Below are 15,023 nucleotides of genomic sequence, written 5' to 3'. Positions count from 1 at the left end.
CGCGGGCATCAGAAGGAGCGAGCTCGCCGCCGCTGGCGGCAGCAGACGAGGATGCCGCCCAGGCAGTGGATCTCGAACGCTCCGTGCCGAGCGATGTGTTCGTCCAGGATGGTGTGGGCCCGCTCGATGGTGGCTTCGAAGGGCACGTCGTGCTGGTCCGCCCAGGCCTGGTACGAGGCCATGTGCGCAACCACGGGTCCGGCTTCGCGGACGGTGATGGTGCCGGGCAGTTCGATTGTCTCGACCCGGCCGAACTCCTCGCCGAGGAAGGCCGGCGCCTTCTCCAGGGAGAACCGGGCGCTGAGCGAGATCCGCGCGGGACCGCGGCCGGTGCCGAGGACGTCACCGGCCGCGCGCACCCACAACTCGTCCAGCTCGGCCTTGTCGCGGTCGCTGTTGGTCGAGGCGATCAGCAGCCCGTCAGCCGTGACGACGCGGGAAAGCTCGCGCACCGCCTGCGGGATGTCCGGGGTGTGGTAGAGCATGTGCAGCGCCAGGGCGGCGTCCACGCTGGCCGTGGCCAGCGGGAGCCTCGCCACGTCCGCCACCGCGACGGGCCCCGGTACGCCGGCGAAAATGCCGGGCGCGATGTCCAGGCCCAGCACTTCGAGATCCGGTCGGTCCTGGCGCAACCGCTTGATGAACTTGCCGTTCCCGCAGCCGACATCGACGACCCGCCCACGCACGGCGCTCAGCTGCTCGGCGACGATGCCCGGAAGGTCATGCCGAGGCGTCTGCCACTGGTACAGGGACTGCCGTGCGGCAAGGTCCCGGTCGCCGTTGTAGGCGCTCCCGGCAAGGCGGTCACGGTCGGTGACAGCGGCGTCGTGGGCGGCGGAGAGTTCGGTCACGTCGGCAGCTCCGGAGGACGGGCGGCGGAAGGGGCCGCGAGGACGGCCGTGTGCTGGATGCGCTCGCGCAGCTGGGTCGCTCGCGCAGCTCCACCGTACTGCGGCCCGCCCAACTCCCGACCGAGATCAGCCAGCCTCCGCACGATGCTCGCCGACACCCGCTCCACCGGTGCCTCAAGTACGAAGCCGACCATCGCCTCGGTACCGTCGAGGTCGTCCAGGAGCATGTGGCCACGGGCGAGGTCGAGATGGGCTGCGAAGAGGTCACCGACCGACTGGTCATCGTCCTCGGCGCCGTGGTAGAGCCGGATTGCCGAGTCCGCGCTGGCGATGGCCTGCTGGACGTGGGCACGGCCGCCGATGGCCAGATGCGTCGTCCCGGCGTACGCGAACTGCTTGGCAACCGGAAAGGTAAAGAGGCCCGGTGCCTCGTCGTGCCCGAGCATTCCCGCCCGAGCGCGTTCCGCGTCCGCCAACGCCCCTGCGGCGCCCACCCCGTCGCCCGCTATCGCCAGCGAACGCGCCTCCAGGCTCGCGAGTCGCGCACCGATGCTTCCTTCCGATCGGTGCTGGCGCCCCGCCTGGGCTAGCCGGGCCGCCTGCTCGTAGTGCCCCGTCCAGTAAGCGATCAGGGACTCCACCGCCCGTACCCAGGCCAGCATCCCCTCATGCCCGGCCGACTCGGCACACGCGCGGGCGGTACGGGCATGCGTGGCCGCCGCGTCGTAGTGCCCCAGGTCCAGGCAGACATGGTCCAGTCCCTCGCCTTCGCCATGGCAGCTCGCCTCCGAGGCCGCTTCGGTCTCCCGGCGGAAGTCCTCTTCAGCGCCCTCGACAACGCGCCGTACGACATGACCACCGACCCGGCGACCGGCCACCGCTACCAGCGCGCCTACGCCCAAGCTCTCGGTGAACAGGCCCTCACCGACCTCGTCACCGCCCTCTATGAGCCGCTGTTCACCGCGCTGTCACGACGCCTGGGCATCCCGTACCGCATCGAGACATATACCCGGCAGCAGGCCGGCGAGCACTTCCGCCGCACCTGGTTACGGGTCTTGCCGCGCATCGACGCCGCCCGCTGGTGGCTCGCCCCTTCCACCGGAGTCCCACATGTCCGTGTGCCCTGCCCGCACTTCGGTTGCGGCTGGGCCGAGAAGCACGCCGAACGCACTCAGGTGCGCACCACTGCTTCGGAGGCTGCCACGATCGCAGCCGTCTGCCTCCACCACGGCCCCTATGAGGTGGCCGTCACCCCGACCAGGGGCGCGTACTTGGACCTGGCCACCCTGTACCGCAACCTCGTCAAGGAACTGGCCCTGTCGAACCCACGCGGCACACTCCACGTCATGGTCAAGGGCGGCGACTGGGTCTTCGGCTCCCACCTCGTCGACGAGGCCCTCCAAGCTGTCGGGATCACCCGGGCCCAGCTACCGGCCCGCCTCTTCTGCCCGCAGATCGTCACCGACACCGGCGCGAAGCTGTCCAAGTCCCTGATACGAGAAGGGCAGGCGCCCTTGCCCGACGGCGCCGCCGACTGGATGCTCGACACCCGGAAGTGGCCCGGCTCGTTGCCCCAGTACGCTGACCAACTCCTCGGGCTGACCGAGACCCTGCTGTCTGACCCCCGCCACTTCTTCCGCTCGTATTCGGCCGCCGAGATCGGCCGCATGATGACGACACCAGCGCCCAGGAGCGTCCCAGCCCCATGACCGACACCACAGTCCGCACTCGCGAACTCAACCTCTACCGCCAGTACTTCGAGCTCGTGGCGGCGGGCACCAAGACCATCGAGGTGCGGGTGAAGTACCCCAACCTCGAAGGCCTTGCCGCGGGCGACTCCATCCGCTTCCGCATCAAGGGCACCGACGAGACCTGCGACGTCCGCGTCCTGCGCGTCATCGAGTACGAGACGTTCGAGGCGCTCCTCGACGGCGAAGGCCCGGCCAACGTCAACCCCTGTGCGAGCCGCGACGAACAACTGGCCAACATCCGCTCCATCTACGGGCCCGAGAAGGAAGCCCTCGGCGCCTTGGCCATTGAGATCAAGCGCGTGGTAGCTGACCGGGCATGACGTCGGACTTCACGCGCAACGTCTCGGCTCCGCACCCGAACCCCCTTGCTGAGCTCAAGCCTGCCCTCGAATCCATGACTCCGCTGATGGCGGCCGTCATCGTCCACGACAAGGCCACCAACCGCGTCGTGCTGCTGCAACGCAGCGAGAAGGCCAAGTTCGCCCAGGACATGTGGGACCTGCCGGTCGGCAAGAGCGAACCGGGGGAGTCGATCACACAGACTGCGGTGCGGGAGCTGTACGAGGAAACCGGCCTGGTCGTGAAGCCGGAGGCTCTGAAGGTCGCTCACATCATCCACGGAGCGTGGGGCAGGAGTGGTCCTGCCTGCTGTCTGGTCACGGCACCCTTACCGCCGCAGCGCAGCCGGCCGCGTGCTTGATCTGATGCTGCGACACACGCACCAGGCGCTCAGACCTATCCGCCGCCCGTTCCCCGGACGGTGAGACCCACATGCTCAGGGCAGAGCGGTCGGCTGATTCAGTTGCCGGCGAAGACCAGACCCCCTGCTACTCCAGGCGGCGGTCGGGGCACATACAGCATCCCCCTGAACCGGCTCACTACTAGGAGACGAAGAAATGTTCTGAATGACCTGCCACGCAAGTGAGGGCCGCCATCTCCGGAGAGGAGATGGCGGCCCTCACTTGCGTATCTGACGGCGGGTCAAGTTTCACGGCGGCCGATGCACAAGACCTTGGAGGACAGCTGGGACCAGTGAGCACTGCCGAGCGGTATTTCCCCAGGTCACAGCAGGTTCTCGGGGCCCACCCCCAGCTCACCCGACCCCGCGCTTTAGATGTCGAAGTACAGCTCGAACTCGTGCGGGTGCGGGCGCAGTTGGATCGGGGCGATTTCCTTCGTGCGCTTGTAGTCGATCCACGTCTCGATCAGGTCCGAGGTGAAGACGCCGCCCGCCTGCAGGTACTCGTTGTCCGCCTCCAGCGCGTCCAGGACCGCCGGGAGGGAGGTCGGGACCTGGGGGACGCCCGCGTGCTCCTCCGGGGCGAGTTCGTAGAGGTCCTTGTCGATGGGCTCGGCCGGCTCGATCTTGTTCTTGATGCCGTCGAGGCCCGCGAGGAGGAGGGCCGAGAAGGCCAGGTACGGGTTCGAGGACGGGTCAGGGGCGCGGAATTCGACGCGCTTGGCCTTCGGGTTCGAGCCCGTGATCGGGATGCGCATGGCCGCCGAGCGGTTGCGCTGCGAGTAGACCAGGTTGACCGGGGCCTCGAAGCCGGGGACCAGGCGGTGGTACGAGTTCACCGTCGGGTTGGTGAAGGCCAGCAGCGACGGGGCGTGCTTGAGGATGCCGCCGATGTAGTAGCGGGCGGTGTCCGAGAGGCCCGCGTAGCCCTGCTCGTCGTAGAAGAGCGGGGTGCCGCCCTGCCACAGGGACTGGTGGACGTGCATGCCGGAGCCGTTGTCACCGAAGATCGGCTTGGGCATGAATGTCGCGGTCTTGCCGTTGCGCCAGGCGACGTTCTTCACGATGTACTTGAAGAGCATCAGGTCGTCGGCCGCGGCGAGCAGCGTGTTGAACTTGTAGTTGATCTCCGCCTGGCCGGCCGTGCCGACCTCGTGGTGCTGGCGCTCGACCTGGAGGCCGGACGCCTCGAGCTCCAGGGAGATCTCGGCACGCAGGTCGGCGAAGTGGTCGACCGGCGGGGCCGGGAAGTAGCCGCCCTTGTAGCGGACCTTGTAGCCGCGGTTGTCCTCGAGCGCACCGGTGTTCCAGGCGCCGGCCTCGGAGTCGATGTGGTAGAAGCCCTCGTTCGCGGTGGTGTTGAAACGCACGCTGTCGAAGACGTAGAACTCGGCCTCGGGGCCGAAGTACGCGGTGTCCGCGATGCCGGTGGAGGCGAGGTACGCCTCGGCCTTCTTGGCGATGTTGCGCGGGTCGCGGCTGTACTGCTCGCCCGTGATCGGGTCGTGGATGAAGAAGTTGAGGTTCAGCGTCTTGTCACGACGGAAGGGGTCCAGCCGGGCCGTCGACAGGTCCGCGCGCAGCGCCATGTCCGACTCGTGGATGGCCTGGAAGCCGCGGATCGACGAGCCGTCGAAGGCCAGCTCCTCAGCCGGGTCGAACGCCTTCGCCGGGATCGTGAAGTGCTGCATCACGCCAGGAAGGTCGCAGAAACGGACGTCGACGAACTTGACGTCCTCGTCCGCGATGAACTTCTTGGCCTCGTCGGCGTTCTGGAACATCCAGCTCCTCCTCCTCCCGACCCGGGGAGGGGCGGGGGTTATCGGTCGTGCGGCCAGTGCGGTGGCACACGCTGGACCCGACCATAGGTTTCCGGGATTTCTCCAGCATGACCCATTTGTTTCGCCGAAGTTAACCAGCCTGGGTGCGCGCCGGGGCGTACGACGCCTCCGCCCACGTCCGCGTATCCACGGCCACCCCGTTCCCGGGGCCGGGAACGCGTCCCAGTACCGTGGACGGGTGGACAACAGGCAAGCAATCGGATCGTGGCTCTCCGGCCCGCGCGCGGCGGCCGAGGACATGGGCGTCGACTTCGGCTACCGGGGCGAGCGGCTCGGTCTGCCGGAGCACGGACCGGGCTCCGTCGCCCCGCTCGGCCGGCGCTTCGGCGCCCTCTTCGTCGACTGGGCGCTGTGCATGCTGATCGCATACGGGCTGCTCGCCCGGGGTGACTGGCAGGCATCGGGCAACTGGGCCCTCGGCGTCCTTCTCGTACTCAGCGTGCTCACCCTCGGTACGGTCGGCTTCACACCCGGCAAGCGCCTCTTCGGCCTGCGCGTCATCACCGAGAGCGGCGAGCGGATCGGATTCGGCCGGGCGCTCGTACGCAGCGCGCTGCTCTGCCTCGCCATCCCCGCGCTGATCTGGGACCGCGACGCCCGCGGGCTCCACGACCGCCTCGCCCGCGCCGTACAGGTGCGGATGTAGATCCCAGTGTCGTAGATCCCAGTGTTGTAGATCCCAGTGTCCGACTACATCCGACTACAACGGATGAGCACATAGAGAGGGCGGTCCGGAACCTCGTTCCCGACCGCCCTCTGACGCTCTCCGACCTGTGTGCCCAGCCGCGTACGCGAAGATCAGCGCGGCTTTCCGCCGCCGCCCTTGGGCATCCGCATGCCCTTGGGCATCGGCCCCTTCGGCAGCGGCATGTTGCTCATCAGGTCGCCCATCGCCCGCAGCCGGTCGTTGGCCGCCGTCACCTGCGGGCCGGCCAGCACCCGGGGCAGCTTCAGCATCGTCGTACGGACCTTCTTCAGCGGCACCTGGCCCTCGCCGTCACCGACGATGATGTCGTGCACCGGCACGTCCATCACGATGCGCGCCATGCGCTTCTTCTCGGCCGCCAGCAGACCCTTCACCCGGTTCGGGTTGCCCTCGCCCACCAGCACGATGCCCGCCTTGCCGACGGCCCGGTGGACGACGTCCTGGTTACGGTTCATCGCCACCGCGGGCGTGGTGGTCCAGCCCCGTCCGACGTTCTCCAGGACGGCCGCCGCCGCTCCCGGCTGGCCCTCCATCTGTCCGAAGGCGGCCCGTTCGGCGCGGCGGCCGAAGACGATCGCCATCGCGAGGAACGCCAGGATGAAGCCCAGGATGCCCAGATAGATGGGGTGGTTGATCAAGAAGCCGACCGCGAGGAAGACACCGAAGGTGACGATTCCCACACCCGCGACGACAAGACCGACCTTCGAGTCGGCCCGCCGGGTCATCTTGTAGGTAAGGGCGATCTGCTTCAGTCGCCCCGGGTTCGCAGCAGTGTCTGCGTTTTCCTTCCTCGCCATGCCCAGAAGTTTACGTGGCGTGGGAGGTGGCCTCGGACACGGCCTCCAGTACATGCTCCGCCTCGACCCGGTCCTTGGCCCTGCGGCGGTCCTCCAGCACGGCCGTCCAGGCGTTTCGGCGGGCCGTGCGCTGGCCGCCGCTCAGGAGCAGGTACTCCACGGCGCGCAGCGCGGTGGAGACGGAGGGCAGCACCATGCGGGTGCGGGGGGTGGCCGCGGCCACCACTTCGGTGACGGGTCGTACCGGCGCGACCTGCATGGCGGCGGTCCCTTCAGGAGCGGTGAAGGTGAACGTGAACGTAGCGGCGAAAGCGTGGACACCTGTACGCGGAACGTGCATTCAGGGTCACTCACTGGTGTTACCAGTGCGTGACCGACCGGTCAAACGCGAATGAAACCCTGACGCGGCCCCCGGACCACCCCCGTGGACGCGGACGCGGCCCGTACACCCCCATGACCTGCGGGGAAGTACGGGCCGCGGAACGACTCGTCCTTACTGCCGGGTAGTCGCTTGTGCTCAGATTCACACAGCCTGGCCGAGGCCCGAATCCCTTGTCAGGCCTGGGCGGTGACCGCCGCGCCGCGCCGCTCCATCGCCTGCTGGTACAGCCGGCCCGCGCGGTACGACGACCGCACCAGCGGTCCCGACATCACACCGGAGAAGCCGATTTCCTCGGCCTCGTCCTTCAGCTCGACGAACTCGTGCGGCTTCACCCAGCGTTCGACCGGATGGTGACGTACGGACGGACGCAGATACTGCGTGATCGTGATCAGCTCGCAGCCCGCCTCGTGCAGCTGCCGCAGTGCCTCGCTGACCTCGGCGCGCTCCTCGCCCATCCCCAGGATCAGATTGGACTTGGTGATCAGGCCCGCCTCACGGGCCCGTGTGATCACTTCGAGGGAGCGCTCGTACCGGAACCCCGGGCGGATCCGCTTGAAGATCCGCGGCACCGTCTCGACATTGTGCGCGAGCACCTCGGGCCGGGAGGAGAAGACCTCGGCCAGCTGCTCCGGTACGGCGTTGAAGTCCGGGACGAGCAGCTCGACCTTGGTGGCGCCGGTCTCGCGCGCCGCCGTCTGCGCGTGGATCTGGCGCACGGTCTCCGCGTACAGCCAGGCGCCGCCGTCCTCCAGGTCGTCGCGCGCGACGCCGGTGATCGTGGCGTAGTTCAGATCCATCGTGACGACGGACTCGCCCACGCGGCGCGGCTCGTCGCGGTCCAGCGCGTCCGGCTTGCCCGTGTCGATCTGGCAGAAGTCGCAGCGCCGGGTGCACTGGTCACCGCCGATGAGGAAGGTCGCCTCGCGGTCCTCCCAGCATTCGAAGATGTTCGGACAGCCCGCCTCCTGGCAGACCGTGTGCAGCCCCTCGCTCTTCACGAGGTTCTGCAGCTGCTTGTACTCGGGACCCATTTTCGCCCGGGTCTTGATCCACTCGGGCTTGCGCTCGATGGGGGTCTGGCTGTTCCGGACCTCCAGGCGCAGCATCTTGCGTCCGTCGGGTGCGACAGCGGACACGTCCGGCACCTCTCTCTGCTGGCGCGGCATTCGATTCTTCGGCGAACACCAGGTTACGCCCGATATTTGCGTGGCATTACGTGTGGCCAACCCGTGGCCAGGGGGACACATTCCCCCGGTCGGCCCAGCCCCCGGGCCGTACACCGCCCGAGGCCGTGTACGCCCCGGACCTTGTACGCCCCGGACCTTGTACGCCCCGGCCGGGCCGTGGGTACGTTCTAAGCGCTCGCGCGCTCGACCTCGCGCGGCCTCGGCTCCGCGTGCTCCAGTACGTCCCGCAGATGCCTCTCCACCACCGGGACGACCTCCTCCACCGTGATCTCCCGGCCCAGCTCGTACGCCAGCGAGGTGACGCCCGCGTCCCGGATCCCGCACGGCACGATCCGGTCGAACCAGGTGTTGTCCGGGTTCACATTGAACGAGAAGCCGTGCATGGTCACGCCCTTGGCGACCCGGATGCCTATCGCCGCGAGCTTGCGGTCCTCCCGGCGCTGGCCCGCGTTGGACGGCGCGTACTCCGGACCGTTCAGCCGCGGGTCGAACTCCTCGTCCGCCACCCGTGGGTCGAAGTCCAGCGAGAGCCCGCCCGTGGCCGGCCGTCGCGCCACCGGATCCCCGAGCACCCACACCCCGCTGCGGCCCTCGATCCGGGAGGTCTCCAGACCGAACTCGGCGGCCGTACGGATCAGGGCCTCTTCGAGCCGGCGGACATGCGCCACGACATCCACCGGGCGCGGCAGCTTCAGGATCGGGTAGCCCACCAGCTGGCCGGGGCCGTGCCAGGTGATCTTCCCGCCGCGGTCCACATCGACGACGGGGGTGCCGTCCAGGGGGCGTTCACTGTCCGCCGTACGCCGTCCGGCCGTGTACACCGGCGGGTGCTCCAACAGCAGACAGGTGTCGGGGATCTCGTCCGCGAAGCGGGCCGCGTGTACCCGGCGCTGCTCCTGCCATGCCTCCTGGTACTCGACGGATTTCTCGCCGAACCCCAGGCGGATGTACCGCAGCTCACTCACGGCAGTGCCTCCTTAGAACCTTCACCGTGCACGTATCGCGCCTTCGCCACTGTACGGCGGGCCCTCGGCGGCGAGCCGGGCAGGTGCTCCCGGGCACCTCCCGGCGGCTTCCCGACGGGCCGCCGCCGCCCGCTTGTCAGCAACGCCCTCGATCCTCACACGAACGGATGAATATGGGACGAAGCTGCCGGTGAAACCGGTCACTGCTACTAAATTCGCGCCGTTCCATGAGGGCTGCTCCCCGGGCCCGGAAGGCAGGAGACCGTACAGCTGATGTCGGAACGACCTCCGCAGCGCATCCCCAACCGCCAGCTCGCCGCGCTCATCTCAGAAGCCGGTTTCTCCCACGCCGGTCTCGCCCGTCGGGTGGATCAGCTCGGTCTGGAGCACGGCCTCGATCTGCGGTACGACAAGACGTCGGTGACGCGCTGGCTGCGCGGACAGCAACCACGCGGCACCACCCCCGCACTCATCGCCGAGGTCTTCACCCGCCGCCTCGGCCGCCGGCTCTCCGCCCAGGATCTCGGCCTGGACGCCTGCGCCCCCGTCTACGCGGGCCTCGAATTCGCCGCCACGCCCGAGGAGGCCGTCGACATCGTCGGCGGCCTCTGGCGCAAGGACTCCGGCAGCCACAGCGAACTGCGCAAGATCGCGTTCACCCCGGCCGGGCTGGTCGTCCCCAGCCGTGACTGGCTGATCGGACGCCCCGACGAGCGAGTGGCCCATCCGGCCGCCGCCCCGCAGAACGGGGGCCGCGTGCCCACCCAGGGCAGAGCCGCGTCCTCGGCCGTCCCCCGGCAGCGCACCGAACGCGCCGTCGGCCAGCGGGTCACCACCGGGGACATCGAGGCCCTGCGCTCGGTCGGTGACCTCTTCCGCACCCTCGACCACGCCTATGGCGGCGGGCACGCCCGGCAGGCGCTCGTCCGCTATCTGGAGCACGAGGCCGAGCCGATGCTGCGCGGTCTGTACGGGGAGACCATCGGGCGCAGACTCTTCGCCGCCGCGGCCGATCTGACCCGGCTCGCGGGCTGGACCTCGTACGACATCGCCGCCCATGGGCTCGCCCAGCGCTACTTCGTCCAGGCCCTGCGGCTCTCCCAGGCGGCCGGCGACCGGGCGTACGGTTCGTACGTCCTGACCACCATGAGCCGCCAGGCCGTCTATCTCGGCCACGGCCGGGAAGCCGTCCAGCTGGCCCGCGTCGCCCAGCAGGGCATCGGCGCGTCCGCACCCCCGGTCGTCCAGGCGCTGCTGCACTCCGCCGAGGCCCGCGGCCACGGCGTCCTCGGTGAGGTACGGGCCTGTACGGCCTCGCTCGTACGGGCGGAACGCGCCCTGGGGACGGCCCGCCCCGGCGACGACGTCCCGCACTGGGCCCGCTTCTTCGACGAGGCGCAGCTCGCCGACGAGTTCGGGCACTGCCACCGCGATCTCCAGCAGTACCGCGCCGCCGTGCAGCACGCCGAGCGCTCACTCCAGCTGCGCTCCCCGGCGTTCGCGCGCAGCCGCCTCTTCTGCCGGGTCGTGCTCGCCTGCGGCCGTCTGGGCCTCGGCGAGCTGGACCAGGCGTGCCTGCTGGGCGCGGAGGCGGCGCAGCAGGCCACCGAGATGCGGTCGGCGCGGGCGGTGGAGTACGTACGGGACTTCGAACGGCGCCTGGAGCCGTACCGGGACGCGGCAGCCGTACGGAACTACCGCGACCGGGTCGCGGCACTCGGCTGAACGCACCTGCGTCCGCCGAGAGTTGAGCCGGTCCCGTCCGAGGTGAGTCGGCGCCCGGACGGGACCGGAGACCTTGTTCCGCGCGGAGTATGACGACTTACGCCACCGCCGGCAGCTGCGACGGCCCGTACGCGGGCCGCACGCCCAGATCGCGCAGGATCGCGTGGGCGGCGCGGCGGCCCGAGAACAGCGCGCCCTGGACCGTGTTCGTATCGCGGTGATCGCCGCACACATACAGCCCCGACAACAGCCGTACGGGACGGCGCAGATCGTGCGGCGGGGGCATCGCGGGCACCGCCTCCGAGTCGTGGTGGACGGCCAGCAGCTCCCAGTCGTCGGTCGGCGTCCCATAGAGCCGCGCGAGCTGCGCGCGGACCGTACGGTCGAGAACGGCGGCCGGGGGAGGGGGCCCGAGCACCGTCGACGAGATCAGCACGCGACCCTCCGGCGCGCGCGAGGGGTCCACCGCGCTCATCACGGCCGTATGCGCCACCGGTCCGCTCCGGTCGGCGTCCAGCAGCAGCGTCGGATCGGTCAACGGGGGAGCGGGCGCGGTGTGGTGCAGCACCGTCACCGCGTGGAAGTCCGGCACCCGCAGCCCCGGCAGCAGCTCGGCCGCGGCCCGCGCGCCCGTCGCCACCACGAGCGAGCGGCAGGAGATCTCGCCGTGCTCCTTGGTGGTGACACCGGATATCGACGCGTCCGTCACACACACATCCGTACGGACCGTGCCCTCCGGCAGCGCCCGCGCCAGCAGTTCGGGCAGTACGGAGGAGCCGCCGGCGGTCACACACAGCCTGCCCCGGGCGAACGCGCGCAGCGCGAGGTCCGCGCACCGGCTCGACGTGGTCAGCTCCGGATCGCACAGCAGCGCGGACAGCAGCGGGCGGACGAAGCCGTTGACCGTACGCACGGGCAGCCCGCGGACCGACAGGGCCTCCAGCGCGGTGCGTTCGGGGCGGGCCAGCAGCCGGGAGGTCGGCGTCGCCGCGAGGCGGCCCAGGACCGCGCCCAGCCGGGCCTGGTCGACCGCGCCGCCGAGCGGTGGGCGGGGGGCGCTCGCCAGGGCGCGCGCCACTGTCAGTGCGCTCCGCGCGCTCCCTACGGCCCCGGTCCGGTAGTTCCGCCCGTCGCTGTGCACGACCACGCCCGGCGAGAACATCCGCAGCGCGGCGCCCTCCAGTCCCGGGGTGCGCAGCAACTCCGGATACGAGGTGGTGAGCAGCCGCCCGCCGCGGTCGAGCCGGAAGCCGTCGACCCGGTCGGTGGCCATGCGACCGCCGACGTGGGGGGCGGCCTCCAGGACGCTGACTCTCACCCCGGCGCTGGTCAGATGATGAGCCGCGGCCAGACCCGCGAGGCCGGCTCCGATGATGACGACGTCTGCGTGGTGCGCGCTGCTGAGTGCGGTGCTGAGCACGTGCCCCTCCCCGAGGTCGGCGCGGCTGGGTGGGGGCTGATGCGCGCATCAGGCCCCTGGAACGCCCGAGTTGGGTCGAGAGTAGGGAGGGAGGGGGCGGGGGGAGTCCGCGCGCGACGGGGGTCACGGAGGCATGGGGGGCGGTCGTGGTGTGGTTTCGGTTGCGGTCTCGTTGTCGGCTGCCGGGGGCCGGGGCCTCCGGAGGTACATGTCCGGACGGCATGATTTACGGCGCGATCCTGCCCAGACGATGGTTCGGGCGTCCGCGCGCCACAAATCACGCTTTAGTGTCCGGACACGCACCTCCTACGACCCCGACCCCCTCCCCCGGTGGGTCCCGACTACGCGCCGACTCGGCTGGGGGTGGGGGGCGGGTGCGGCCCGGTGGCCCCGGCGATCCGCCATCCCGGCTGGGGTGGGTGGGCTGGTGCGGGAGTGTGCCGCCGCCTCCCCCGCCCGCCCTCGCGCACGGCCGGGCCCGCTTGTGCGGGCGGTGAAGGGGGGCGCGCAGGGGTCGTGTCCGGGACGTAGAGCGTGATTTGTGGTGCGCGACCGCCCGAACCAACGACAGGCCAGAACCGCGCCGTAAATCATGCAGTCCCGGATGCGAGCCCGGAGCGACCACCGGCGACAACCCGCACACCACCACCGGCCCCAGCCGAAACGCACCCCCTACGCCGCCCCAATCGCCTCCTCGATCGTCGGGAACGCGAACCTGAAGCCCGACTCCAGCAGCCGCGTAGGCAGCACCCGCTGGCTGCCCAGGACCTCCGCCGACAGCTCGCCCAGCACCACCCGCAGCGCCACCGCCGGCACCGGGAACGGCGTCGCGCGGTGCAGGACGCGCCCCATCGCCGCCGTGATCTCGCGGTTCGTGACGGGTTCGGGCGCGGTGAGGTTCACCGGGCCCTCCAGGGCTTCCGTGTCGATCAGATGCCGCAGCGCCGCCACCTCGTCGTGGAGCGCGACAAAGCTCCAGTACTGGCGCCCCGAGCCGAGCCGTCCGCCCAACCCCGCCCGGAACAGCGGGAAGAGCCGGCCCCAGGACCCGCCGCCCCGCGCGACCACGAGGCCCGTGCGCGCGAACACCGTTCGTACGCCCGCCTCTTCCGCCGGCCGGGCCGCTTCCTCCCAGTCCACGCAGAGCGAGGGCAGGAACCCGTCGCCCGGCGGCGCGCTCTCGTCCACCTTCCGGTCCCCGGTGTCGCCGTAGAACCCGATGGCGGATCCGCACACGAGCACCCGGGGCGGCTGGTCGAGCGTGGCGACGGCCTCCGCGATGGCGGCGGTGCCGAGGATCCGGCTGTCGCGGAGTTCCTTCTTGTAGGCCTCGGTCCAGCGGCGGTCGCCGATGCCGGCTCCGGCGAGATGGACGACGGCCTCGCAGCCGTTGAGGCGGTGGGCGTCGACCCGCTGGCGCAGCGGGTCCCACTCGACCTCGTCGGCCGTCCGGACGGGGCGCCGCACCAGGCGGACCACCTCGTGGCCGTCGGTGCCCAGGGAGCGTGCGAGTGCCGTACCGATGAGCCCGGTGGAACCGGTGATCGCGATCCTCATGGGACCCATCCTGCCCCTGGAACGGCCCATGGCACAGTTGCGCCATGTCCGACGCACAGATACGTCCCGCACTCCTTTCCGACGACGGAACCCTGGGCGAGCTCGACCGGGCGACCTGGTCGTCGCTGCACGCCGTGTCGCCGAGGCCGGAGCCGCCGTACGGTCCGTTCTTCGACGCGCTGCACCGGCCCGAGGACTTCCTGGTCGCGGAGGTCGATGACGAGCGGATCGCCGGCTACGTCCGGGTGGTGCGGTCCACGCCGCTCGCCAGTAACGCGCATGTGCGGCAGATACAGGGGCTCGCGGTCCACGAGTGGGCGCGGGGGCGCGGGGTGGCCCGCGCCCTGCTGCGCGCGGCGGCGCTGCACGCGCGCAACCAGGGGGCGCGGCGGCTGACGCTGCGGGTGCTCGGCCACAACGCGCCCGCGCGGGCGCTGTACGAGGCGGAGGGCTATGTCGTCGAGGGGGTTCTGCCCGGGGAGTTCTTCCTCGACGGTGGGTATGTGGACGACGTGCTCATGGGGATCTCGCTGACGGACTGAGCGAGAGGACCTACGCGCCGCCGAAGCGTTCCGAGAGCCGCGGGAAGCGCTCGGCGAGCGCCGCCTCGTCCTCGAAGTCCAGTGGTGTGCCCTCCGGTTCGGCCGGCTGGGAGGCGATGCCCAGGGCGGGTGCCACCACGCCGGTCAGCTGCTCGTACGCCTCGTCGGCCGCGTACCCCAGCTCCTCGCCGTCCCCGTCGATGTCCGGGTCGAAGTCGTCCAGCAGCTCGGCCAGCGCGTCCGGGTCGTGCAGCGCGCCCTCGAAGATCTCGCGGCCCTGGCCGATGAGCCAGCAGCGGAAGTAGTCGAAGGCGTCGTCGCTGACGCCGCCGAGCAGAACGGCGGCGGCGCCCCACAGGTCCCAGCGGTACGCGCGGTTGTAACGCGACTCGAAGTGGCGCGAGAAGTCCAGTACGGATTCGGGGTCGAGTTGCAGCAGCCGCTCGACCAGCTGATCGGCCTGGTCCTCGGGGTCGCCCTCGGCGGCCTCGCGGGTGCTGTCGACGATCTCCCAGAACTCCGTCTCGTCCATCACGGGTCAAGCATCGTGCTTACGGGAG

At 70.3% G+C, this 15,023-nt stretch carries 14 protein-coding genes and 2 pseudogenes; 6 read left to right on the top strand and 10 right to left on the bottom strand.

Features of this window, described 5'->3' with window-relative positions:
- Positions 1-8: 8 nt before the first annotated feature.
- Positions 9-851 carry a class I SAM-dependent methyltransferase gene (locus M1203_RS18820; protein ID WP_249950892.1) on the bottom strand — a complete coding sequence of 281 codons (843 nt, stop codon included), beginning with the start codon at positions 849-851 and terminating at the stop codon, positions 9-11.
- Positions 848-1,513, bottom strand: coding sequence for a hypothetical protein (locus M1203_RS18815; protein WP_249950891.1), 666 nt, complete (start codon positions 1,511-1,513; stop codon positions 848-850). The genes M1203_RS18820 and M1203_RS18815 overlap by 4 nt, the downstream gene beginning before the upstream one ends.
- Positions 1,514-1,600: 87 nt before the next feature.
- Here M1203_RS18815 and M1203_RS18810 point away from each other — a divergent pair.
- From M1203_RS18810 to M1203_RS18800, 3 genes and pseudogenes are all read left to right on the top strand, one after another.
- Positions 1,601-2,560: pseudogene (locus M1203_RS18810) on the top strand (hypothetical protein); the annotation flags it as partial.
- Entirely contained in the window at positions 2,557-2,922 is a 366-nt protein-coding gene (locus tag M1203_RS18805; protein WP_249950890.1) for an ASCH domain-containing protein, read from the top strand. The pseudogene M1203_RS18810 and the gene M1203_RS18805, both read left to right, overlap by 4 nt.
- Positions 2,919-3,245 (top strand): annotated as a pseudogene (locus M1203_RS18800) (NUDIX domain-containing protein); the annotation flags it as partial. The gene M1203_RS18805 and the pseudogene M1203_RS18800, both read left to right, overlap by 4 nt.
- A gap of 467 nt (positions 3,246-3,712) precedes the next feature.
- Here the strand turns inward: M1203_RS18800 and glnA are convergent.
- The gene (gene glnA / locus M1203_RS18795) at positions 3,713-5,122 is read right to left on the bottom strand and encodes a type I glutamate--ammonia ligase (RefSeq protein WP_249950889.1); all 1,410 of its coding nucleotides are present in this window, start codon (positions 5,120-5,122) and stop codon (positions 3,713-3,715) included.
- A 238-nt stretch (positions 5,123-5,360) separates the two neighbouring features.
- Here glnA and M1203_RS18790 point away from each other — a divergent pair, with 238 nt between their 5' ends.
- The gene (locus M1203_RS18790) at positions 5,361-5,828 is read left to right on the top strand and encodes an RDD family protein (RefSeq protein WP_249950888.1); all 468 of its coding nucleotides are present in this window, start codon (positions 5,361-5,363) and stop codon (positions 5,826-5,828) included.
- Positions 5,829-5,980: 152 nt separating this feature from the next.
- Here M1203_RS18790 and M1203_RS18785 read toward each other — a convergent pair whose 3' ends face one another.
- From M1203_RS18785 to lipB, 4 genes are all read right to left on the bottom strand, one after another.
- A complete protein-coding gene (locus M1203_RS18785) occupies positions 5,981-6,685 on the bottom strand; it encodes a DUF4191 domain-containing protein (RefSeq protein ID WP_249950887.1) in 705 nt (234 codons plus the stop codon).
- A 10-nt stretch (positions 6,686-6,695) separates the two neighbouring features.
- Entirely contained in the window at positions 6,696-6,881 is a 186-nt protein-coding gene (locus tag M1203_RS18780) for a hypothetical protein (protein ID WP_249950943.1), read from the bottom strand.
- A 359-nt stretch (positions 6,882-7,240) separates the two neighbouring features.
- A complete protein-coding gene (gene lipA / locus M1203_RS18775) occupies positions 7,241-8,203 on the bottom strand; it encodes a lipoyl synthase (protein WP_249950886.1) in 963 nt (320 codons plus the stop codon).
- Between the two features lie 218 nt (positions 8,204-8,421).
- Positions 8,422-9,219 carry a lipoyl(octanoyl) transferase LipB gene (gene lipB, locus M1203_RS18770; RefSeq protein ID WP_249950885.1) on the bottom strand — a complete coding sequence of 266 codons (798 nt, stop codon included), beginning with the start codon at positions 9,217-9,219 and terminating at the stop codon, positions 8,422-8,424.
- 273 nt (positions 9,220-9,492) lie between these two features.
- On the opposite strand from lipB, the gene M1203_RS18765 reads away from it, so the two are divergent.
- A complete protein-coding gene (locus M1203_RS18765) occupies positions 9,493-10,944 on the top strand; it encodes a regulator (RefSeq protein ID WP_249950884.1) in 1,452 nt (483 codons plus the stop codon).
- A gap of 97 nt (positions 10,945-11,041) precedes the next feature.
- On the opposite strand, the gene M1203_RS18760 is transcribed toward M1203_RS18765, so the two are convergent.
- Together M1203_RS18760 and M1203_RS18755 are read right to left on the bottom strand one after the other, a co-directional pair.
- Positions 11,042-12,364: an NAD(P)/FAD-dependent oxidoreductase gene (locus M1203_RS18760; protein WP_249950883.1), complete on the bottom strand. Its 1,323-nt coding sequence runs from the start codon at positions 12,362-12,364 to the stop codon at positions 11,042-11,044.
- Positions 12,365-13,036: 672 nt separating this feature from the next.
- Entirely contained in the window at positions 13,037-13,930 is an 894-nt protein-coding gene (locus M1203_RS18755; protein WP_249950882.1) for a TIGR01777 family oxidoreductase, read from the bottom strand.
- Between the two features lie 35 nt (positions 13,931-13,965).
- On the opposite strand from M1203_RS18755, the gene M1203_RS18750 reads away from it, so the two are divergent.
- Positions 13,966-14,463 carry a GNAT family N-acetyltransferase gene (locus M1203_RS18750; RefSeq protein ID WP_249950881.1) on the top strand — a complete coding sequence of 166 codons (498 nt, stop codon included), beginning with the start codon at positions 13,966-13,968 and terminating at the stop codon, positions 14,461-14,463.
- Between the two features lie 10 nt (positions 14,464-14,473).
- On the opposite strand, the gene M1203_RS18745 is transcribed toward M1203_RS18750, so the two are convergent.
- Positions 14,474-14,995 carry a DUF4240 domain-containing protein gene (locus M1203_RS18745; RefSeq protein WP_249950942.1) on the bottom strand — a complete coding sequence of 174 codons (522 nt, stop codon included), beginning with the start codon at positions 14,993-14,995 and terminating at the stop codon, positions 14,474-14,476.
- Positions 14,996-15,023: the final 28 nt, after the last annotated feature.

It is taken from the genome of Streptomyces sp. 35G-GA-8, from assembly GCF_023534745.1.
In the GTDB taxonomy this organism is placed as follows: Bacteria; Actinomycetota; Actinomycetes; order Streptomycetales; family Streptomycetaceae; genus Streptomyces.
This window is presented reverse-complemented; position numbering and strand designations above follow the sequence as displayed.

Coding starts and splice junctions, on each gene's coding strand:
- M1203_RS18815 (WP_249950891.1), bottom strand. CDS start 1,513: ATGCTGGCCTGGGTACGGGCGGTGGAGTCCCTGATCGCTTACTGGACG.
- M1203_RS18805 (WP_249950890.1), top strand. CDS start 2,557: ATGACCGACACCACAGTCCGCACTCGCGAACTCAACCTCTACCGCCAG.
- glnA (WP_249950889.1), bottom strand. CDS start 5,122: ATGTTCCAGAACGCCGACGAGGCCAAGAAGTTCATCGCGGACGAGGAC.
- M1203_RS18785 (WP_249950887.1), bottom strand. CDS start 6,685: ATGGCGAGGAAGGAAAACGCAGACACTGCTGCGAACCCGGGGCGACTG.
- M1203_RS18780 (WP_249950943.1), bottom strand. CDS start 6,881: ATGGTGCTGCCCTCCGTCTCCACCGCGCTGCGCGCCGTGGAGTACCTG.
- M1203_RS18765 (WP_249950884.1), top strand. CDS start 9,493: ATGTCGGAACGACCTCCGCAGCGCATCCCCAACCGCCAGCTCGCCGCG.
- M1203_RS18755 (WP_249950882.1), bottom strand. CDS start 13,930: ATGGGTCCCATGAGGATCGCGATCACCGGTTCCACCGGGCTCATCGGT.
- M1203_RS18750 (WP_249950881.1), top strand. CDS start 13,966: ATGTCCGACGCACAGATACGTCCCGCACTCCTTTCCGACGACGGAACC.
- M1203_RS18745 (WP_249950942.1), bottom strand. CDS start 14,995: ATGGACGAGACGGAGTTCTGGGAGATCGTCGACAGCACCCGCGAGGCC.